Origin of the sequence: Pseudomonas sp. 2VD (genome assembly GCF_005503585.1) — a bacterium.
GTDB classification, from domain to species: domain Bacteria; phylum Pseudomonadota; class Gammaproteobacteria; order Pseudomonadales; family Pseudomonadaceae; genus Pseudomonas; species Pseudomonas aeruginosa.
The window spans coordinates 1-6,147 of sequence record NZ_SCND01000352.1 but is presented as its reverse complement, the minus strand read 5'-3'; the positions used below and the strand labels follow the sequence as shown (position 1 = coordinate 6,147).

6 protein-coding genes are annotated in these 6,147 nt (G+C 64.9%); 4 read left to right on the top strand and 2 right to left on the bottom strand.

What is annotated here, in order from left to right:
• Positions 1-158 precede the first annotated feature (158 nt).
• Positions 159-2,597 (top strand): glycogen/starch/alpha-glucan phosphorylase, encoded by a 2,439-nt coding sequence (locus tag FFS27_RS26750; RefSeq protein ID WP_003100816.1) that lies wholly within the window; start codon positions 159-161, stop codon positions 2,595-2,597.
• Positions 2,598-2,603: 6 nt separating this feature from the next.
• On the opposite strand, the gene FFS27_RS26745 is transcribed toward FFS27_RS26750, so the two are convergent.
• On the bottom strand, positions 2,604-3,002 hold the full coding sequence (locus FFS27_RS26745; protein WP_003100818.1) for a hypothetical protein: 399 nt from the start codon (positions 3,000-3,002) through the stop codon (positions 2,604-2,606).
• 85 nt (positions 3,003-3,087) lie between these two features.
• The gene (locus tag FFS27_RS33370) at positions 3,088-3,252 is read right to left on the bottom strand and encodes a hypothetical protein (RefSeq protein WP_003109864.1); all 165 of its coding nucleotides are present in this window, start codon (positions 3,250-3,252) and stop codon (positions 3,088-3,090) included.
• A 248-nt stretch (positions 3,253-3,500) separates the two neighbouring features.
• On the opposite strand from FFS27_RS33370, the gene FFS27_RS26740 reads away from it, so the two are divergent.
• The 3 genes from FFS27_RS26740 (at position 3,501) to FFS27_RS33795 (ending at position 6,109) form a co-directional block, all read left to right on the top strand.
• A complete protein-coding gene (locus FFS27_RS26740; protein WP_003088912.1) occupies positions 3,501-3,668 on the top strand; it encodes a general stress protein in 168 nt (55 codons plus the stop codon).
• An 80-nt stretch (positions 3,669-3,748) separates the two neighbouring features.
• Entirely contained in the window at positions 3,749-5,878 is a 2,130-nt protein-coding gene (gene katE / locus FFS27_RS26735) for a catalase HPII (RefSeq protein ID WP_021264737.1), read from the top strand.
• Positions 5,879-5,974: 96 nt separating this feature from the next.
• A complete protein-coding gene (locus FFS27_RS33795; RefSeq protein ID WP_003160215.1) occupies positions 5,975-6,109 on the top strand; it encodes a PSPA7_2676 family Cys-rich small protein in 135 nt (44 codons plus the stop codon).
• Positions 6,110-6,147 lie beyond the last annotated feature (38 nt).

Here is a 6,147-nt window from a genome sequence, read left to right as displayed (position 1 = left end):
GGAGCAATGGGTGGTCCACCACCTGACCCTGGCCGGCCACGACCTGCTCGACCGCCTGCGCCAGGAAAGCGCGGCGGCCGCCGTGCCGGTACGCAAGAGCGCCTGAGAAAACCCCGCAAGCACCGGCCTGCAGCGGCGGGCCGGAAGGAAGCCCGGCGATGCCCGACAGCCAAGACCAGACCCCAAGTGCGGTCCAGACTCTGAAAGCCAGCATCCTCGCCAAACTGCGCTACAGCGTCGGCCGCGACCCATCCACCGCCTGCCCGCACGACTGGTTCGAAGCGGTGGCCCTGGCGGTGCGCGACCACATCATCGACCACTGGGAGGAGGCCACCCCGCAAGGTGAAGCGCCCGCGCGCAAGCGGGTCTACTACCTGTCCCTGGAGTTCCTCATCGGTCGCCTGTTGCTGGACAACCTCGGCAACCTCGGGCTGCTCGAGGAAACCCGCCAGGCCCTTGCCGAGCTGGGCGTCGACCTGCAGCGGATCGTTGCCCTGGAGCCGGACGCGGCGCTCGGCAACGGCGGCCTCGGACGCCTGGCGGCATGCTTCATGGAAAGCATGGCCAGCCTCGACATTCCCGCGCATGGCTATGGCATCCGCTACGAGCATGGCCTGTTCCGCCAGGTGCTGACCGACGGCTGGCAGCAGGAGCAGACCGAGACCTGGCTGGACTTCGGCAATCCCTGGGAGTTCGAACGACCCGAGGTCAGCTACTACATCGACTTCGGCGGCAGCGTGCAGGTCGACAGCGAGCACAGTGGCCGAGCCATCTGGCGGCCGGACGAGCGGATCCGGGCGATCGCCTACGACACGCCGATCGTCGGCTGGCGGCGTGCCAGCGTCAATACCCTGCGCCTGTGGCGCGCCCGCGCCGAGGAAGACCTGCAACTGGACCGTTTCAACGCCGGCGACCATATCGGCGCGGTGGTCGACGTGGTCAAGGCGGAGAGCATCTCGCGGGTGCTGTATCCGGCCGACAGCACCGAGGCCGGTCAGGAACTGCGCCTGCGCCAGGAGTACTTCTTCGTCTCAGCCTCGCTGCAGGACCTGCTCGACCGCCACCTGCGCCATCATCACGACCTGCGTAGCCTGCCGGAACAGGTGGCGATCCAGCTCAACGACACCCACCCGGCGATCGCCGTCGCCGAGCTGATGCGGCAACTGGTGGACGTGCACCAATTGGCCTGGCCGGACGCCTGGGCGCTGAGCGTGGCGACCTTGTCCTACACCAACCACACGCTGCTCCCGGAAGCTCTGGAATCCTGGCCGGTGGCGCTGATGGAGCGCCTGTTGCCGCGCCACATGCAGATCATCTACCTGATCAATGCCTTCCATATAGACGCGCTGCGTGCCCAGGACATCCACGACTTCGACCTGTTGCGTTCGGTCAGCCTGATCGAGGAGGGCCACGGCCGACGGGTGCGCATGGGCAACCTGGCGTTCCTCGGTTCGCACCAGATCAACGGGGTATCGGCATTGCACACCGAGCTGATGCGCGAAACCGTGTTCCATGACCTGCATCGCCTCTATCCGCAGCGCATCAGCAACAAGACCAACGGCGTGTCGTTCCGCCGCTGGCTGTTCCAGGCCAACCCGGGGTTGACCGAGCTGCTGGTGGAGACCCTCGGCGCCGACCTGCTGGACACCCCGGAACGGCGCCTGCCTGACCTCGAGGAACACGTCGAGGACGCCAGGCTGCGGGCGCGCTTCGCCGAGCAGCGCCGGCAGAACAAGACCGCCCTGGCGCGCCTGGTGCTGGACAGCCTCGGCGTGGCGATCGAACCGGAAGCGCTGTTCGATGTGCATATCAAGCGTATCCACGAATACAAGCGGCAGTTGCTCAACCTGCTGCACACCGTGGCGCTGTACCAGGAGATCCGCAACGACCCGACCGCCGACCGCGTGCCGCGGGTGAAGATCTTCGCCGGCAAGGCTGCCGCCAGCTACCACCAGGCCAAGCTGATCATCAAGCTGGCCAACGACATCGCCCGCACCATCAACGACGACCCCACCGTGCGCGGCCTGCTCAAGCTGGTGTTCCTGCCCAACTACAACGTCAGCCTGGCCGAGGCGATCATTCCCGCGGCGGACCTCTCCGAGCAGATTTCCACCGCCGGGCTCGAGGCCTCCGGGACCAGCAACATGAAGTTCGCCCTCAACGGCGCGCTGACCATCGGCACCCTGGACGGCGCCAACGTCGAGATGAGCCAGCGGATCGGCCTGGAACACATGTTCATCTTCGGCCTCAGCGCCCAGCAGGTGGAGCAGCGCCGGCAAGCCGGGGAGCTGGAGATGGGCGGGGTGATCGCGGCCTCGCCGCGGCTGGAGGAAGCCCTGGAGGCGATCCGCAGTGGGCTGTTCTCGGCCGACGACCGCAGCCGCTACGAAGGGCTGGTGGACGGCCTGGTGCACGACGACCGCTTCATGCTCTGCGCCGACTTCGAGGCCTACTGGCATGCGCAGTGCCGGGTCGAGGAAGTCTGGCGCGAGCCCGATCGCTGGTGGCGCTCGGCGTTGCTCAACGTGGCGCGGATCGGCTGGTTCAGCGCCGACCGGACGATCAGCGAATACGCCCGGGATATCTGGAAGCTATGAAGGGCCTTACCAGAAGCCGGCCGGGTGACGGCGTTCGGGGCCCTCCAGGCGAAGGTCGAAGGCGCGGCGGAAGAATACCGCCAGCTCGCTGTCCAGCACCATCGGGTTGATCGACGCCAGCTCGGCCGGCAGGCTGTGCCATTCCTGGGCCCCGGCCAGGTACTGGCGATGGATGACCCGCTCGCCGGGAATCGCCAGCAGGCTGTAGTGGCTTTTCTCGCCTCCCGGCTCGCCGACTTCCAGGCGCAGGCGAGGATGGCCGTCCTCGTCGAGGTCGAGGTCCACGTTGCAGTCCAGGCCGTAGCTGCGCGCCTCTTCGCAGGAGTCGACGAAAAGCGGTTTCGCCACCTGTTCGACGAGAGAAATGAAATAGTGCTGGAATCGCACTTCGTCACTGTTTTCCATGGCGAGTTCCATTTGTTTTAAAGTTCGACGATTAATTATTGAATGGGTCTATCGGAATGTCAGGGATTGCAATAGAAAAGAATAATTAAGTGCCTCCGCCTGGGTCTTCTTCGGTATTCGCTCCATGATATTCGGGGTAGGGTTCCTGATCGCTGTCTCCCGGTTCGAAATTCCATTCATGGCAATCGCGATCGGGTTCTTCGTTGCTTACCACGGGATCGCTGTAGGCCGGATGCTCGTAGGGTTTCATGGTGCTCCTCCGAGATGTGCGGGCTTTCATCTGACGCAATTCTGGGATTTCTGTCAATGCTGGCAATGGAATAAGGCAAGGATCTTTGAACCCTATGGATTGCGCTCGAAACATGCTGGCAAAACGCTTCGCTTTCATTCGCTGAAAATAATCTGAACCCCTGGCGAAACACCCTCTCAGAGTTAGGGCATGCGCAACGCATGCGTCCATGAAATCTGTTCTGAAGAGATTATTCGGAGGAAATAGAAATGGCACAGCATCAAGGTGGTAAAGGCAACTTCGCGGAAGACCCGAAACGTGCTTCGGAGGCCGGCAAGAAGGGCGGCCAGGCCAGCGGCGGCAACTTCAAGAACGATCCGCAGCGGGCCTCCGAGGCTGGCAAGAAAGGTGGCCAGCGCAGCCACGGCGGGAACTGATAACCGCGCAGTGAAGTGAATGGGGCGGAGCAGGGAGGCATCCGCCCCATTTTCATGCCCAGGATGAGGAGAGGAAACCGATGAGCGAGCAGAACAACGAGCAGCGCAGCCAGGCGGCCGGCACCGACACCGTCGACCGTGGCAACAGCAACGCCAAGCTGGAACAGCTGGAGGCCTATCGCGAGGACGCCACCGGAGAGGCCCTGAGCACCAATACCGGCACCCGCATCGCCGATAACCAGAACACCCTGAAGGCCGGCGAGCGCGGACCGTCGTTGCTCGAAGACTTCATCATGCGCGAGAAGATCACCCACTTCGACCACGAGCGCATTCCCGAGCGCGTGGTCCACGCTCGTGGCTCGGCGGCGCATGGCTACTTCGAGGCCTACGAGGACCTCAGCGACCTGACCAAGGCCGGCTTCCTCGCCGAGGCGGGCAAGCGTACCCCGGTCTTCGTGCGTTTCTCCACCGTGCAGGGGCCGCGCGGGTCCGCGGATACGGTGCGTGACGTACGCGGCTTCGCCGTGAAGTTCTATACCGACGAAGGCAACTTCGACCTGGTCGGCAACAACATGCCGGTGTTCTTCATCCAGGATGCGATCAAGTTCCCGGACTTCGTCCATGCGGTGAAACCCGAACCGCACAACGAGATTCCCACCGGAGCGTCTGCCCACGACACCTTCTGGGACTTCGTTTCGCTGACCCCGGAGTCGGCGCACATGGTCATGTGGCTGATGTCCGATCGCGCCATTCCGATCGCCTACCGCAACATGCAGGGCTTCGGCGTGCACACCTTCCGCCTGGTCAACGCGGCCGGCGAGAGCGTGCTGGTCAAGTTCCACTGGCGACCGAAGTCCGGGACCTGCTCGCTGGTCTGGGACGAGGCGCAGAAGCTCGCCGGCAAGGACCCCGACTTCAACCGGCGGACCCTCTGGGAGGACATCGAGAAGGGCGACTATCCCGAATGGGAACTGGGCCTGCAGGTGATCCCGGAGAACCAGCAGGACAGCTTCGACTTCGACCTGCTCGACCCCACCAAGCTGGTGCCCGAGGAGTTGGTGCCGGTAAGGGTGGTGGGACGGATGGTACTCAACCGCAACCCCGACAATTTCTTCGCCGAGACCGAACAGGTGGCGTTCCACGTCGGCCACCTGGTCCCCGGAATCGACTTCACCAACGACCCGCTGTTGCAGGGTCGGCTGTTCTCCTATACCGACACCCAACTGCTGCGCCTGAGCGGGCCGAACTTCAACGAAATCCCGATCAACCGCCCGCTGTGTCCGTTCCACAACAACCAGCGCGACGCGCCGCACCGGCAGACCATCAACCGCGGCCGGGCTTCCTATGAACCGAACTCGATCGACGGCGGCTGGCCGAAGGAAACCCCGCCGGCGGCGCGCAACGGCGGCTTCTCCAGCTACCACGAGCCGGTCAGCGGCAGCAAGCTGCGCAAGCGCGCCGACTCCTTCGCCGATCATTTCAGCCAGGCCGCTTTGTTCTGGCACAGCATGAGCGAGGCCGAGCAGGCGCATATCGTCGCCGCCTACAGCTTCGAACTGTCCAAGGTCGAGCGGCAATCGATCCGTGAGCGCGAAGTCAACCAGATACTCCTCAACATCGATCCGCAACTGGCCGCCAGGGTCGCGGCGAACGTCGGTGTGCAGCTCGCCGCGCCGGCCAACCCGGCACCGCAGCCGAAGCCGTCGCCGGCGCTGAGCCAGATGAACCTGCTGTCCGGCGACATCCGTTCGCGCAAGGTGGCGATCCTGATCGCCGACGGCGTCGCCGAGAGCGACGTCAGCGACCTGCGCGACGCGCTCCGCCAGGAGGGCGCGGACGCCAAGCTGATCGCGCCCAGCGCTTCGCCGGTGCAGGCTGAAAACGGCGCCGAACTGAGCCCTGAGGGAACCTGGGACGGCCTGCCGTCGGTAGCCTTCGACGCGGTCTTCGTGCCTGGCGGCGCGGCCAGCAGCCAGGCCATCGGCGCTGACGGGCGCGGCCTGCACTACCTGCTGGAAGCCTACAAGCACCTGAAGCCAGTGGCCTTCGCCGGCGATGCCCAGGCGCTGGCCAGCCAGCTTTCGTTGCCTGGCGACCCCGGCGTGGTGCTCGGCGCCACGGCCACCGATGTCTTCCCCGGCCTGCGCCAGGCATTGATGCAGCACCGGATCTGGCAGCGCGAGGCGGCGACCAAGGCGATCCCCGCCTGAGGAGCGCCGCTGGCGAATCCGATCGCACCTTCCCGTCGTCTCGTCGGTCACAGCTGGAAAGGGCGGCTGGCCGAGCGATTCGGCGGGAGGACCCGGATGACCTTGCGTTGCCTGATAGGCGGTTGCGACTGGTGCCGGCAACCGGCGTTGCGACTGGGTGAGGAAACCTTCGACTGCGAGCGCTGCCTGCGTTGCGGTGCCCTGCGCTACAGCGAGATACAACGCCGATGAGCGCCTGGGAGACGTTGTGGAAGATCCTCGGCGAGGAG

Excerpts from the sequence above, each read along its gene's own strand:
- FFS27_RS26750 (WP_003100816.1), top strand. The coding sequence starts at position 159 with ATGCCCGACAGCCAAGACCAGACCCCAAGTGCGGTCCAGACTCTGAAA.
- FFS27_RS26745 (WP_003100818.1), bottom strand. The coding sequence starts at position 3,002 with ATGGAAAACAGTGACGAAGTGCGATTCCAGCACTATTTCATTTCTCTC.
- FFS27_RS33370 (WP_003109864.1), bottom strand. The coding sequence starts at position 3,252 with ATGAAACCCTACGAGCATCCGGCCTACAGCGATCCCGTGGTAAGCAAC.
- FFS27_RS26740 (WP_003088912.1), top strand. The coding sequence starts at position 3,501 with ATGGCACAGCATCAAGGTGGTAAAGGCAACTTCGCGGAAGACCCGAAA.
- katE (WP_021264737.1), top strand. The coding sequence starts at position 3,749 with ATGAGCGAGCAGAACAACGAGCAGCGCAGCCAGGCGGCCGGCACCGAC.
- FFS27_RS33795 (WP_003160215.1), top strand. The coding sequence starts at position 5,975 with ATGACCTTGCGTTGCCTGATAGGCGGTTGCGACTGGTGCCGGCAACCG.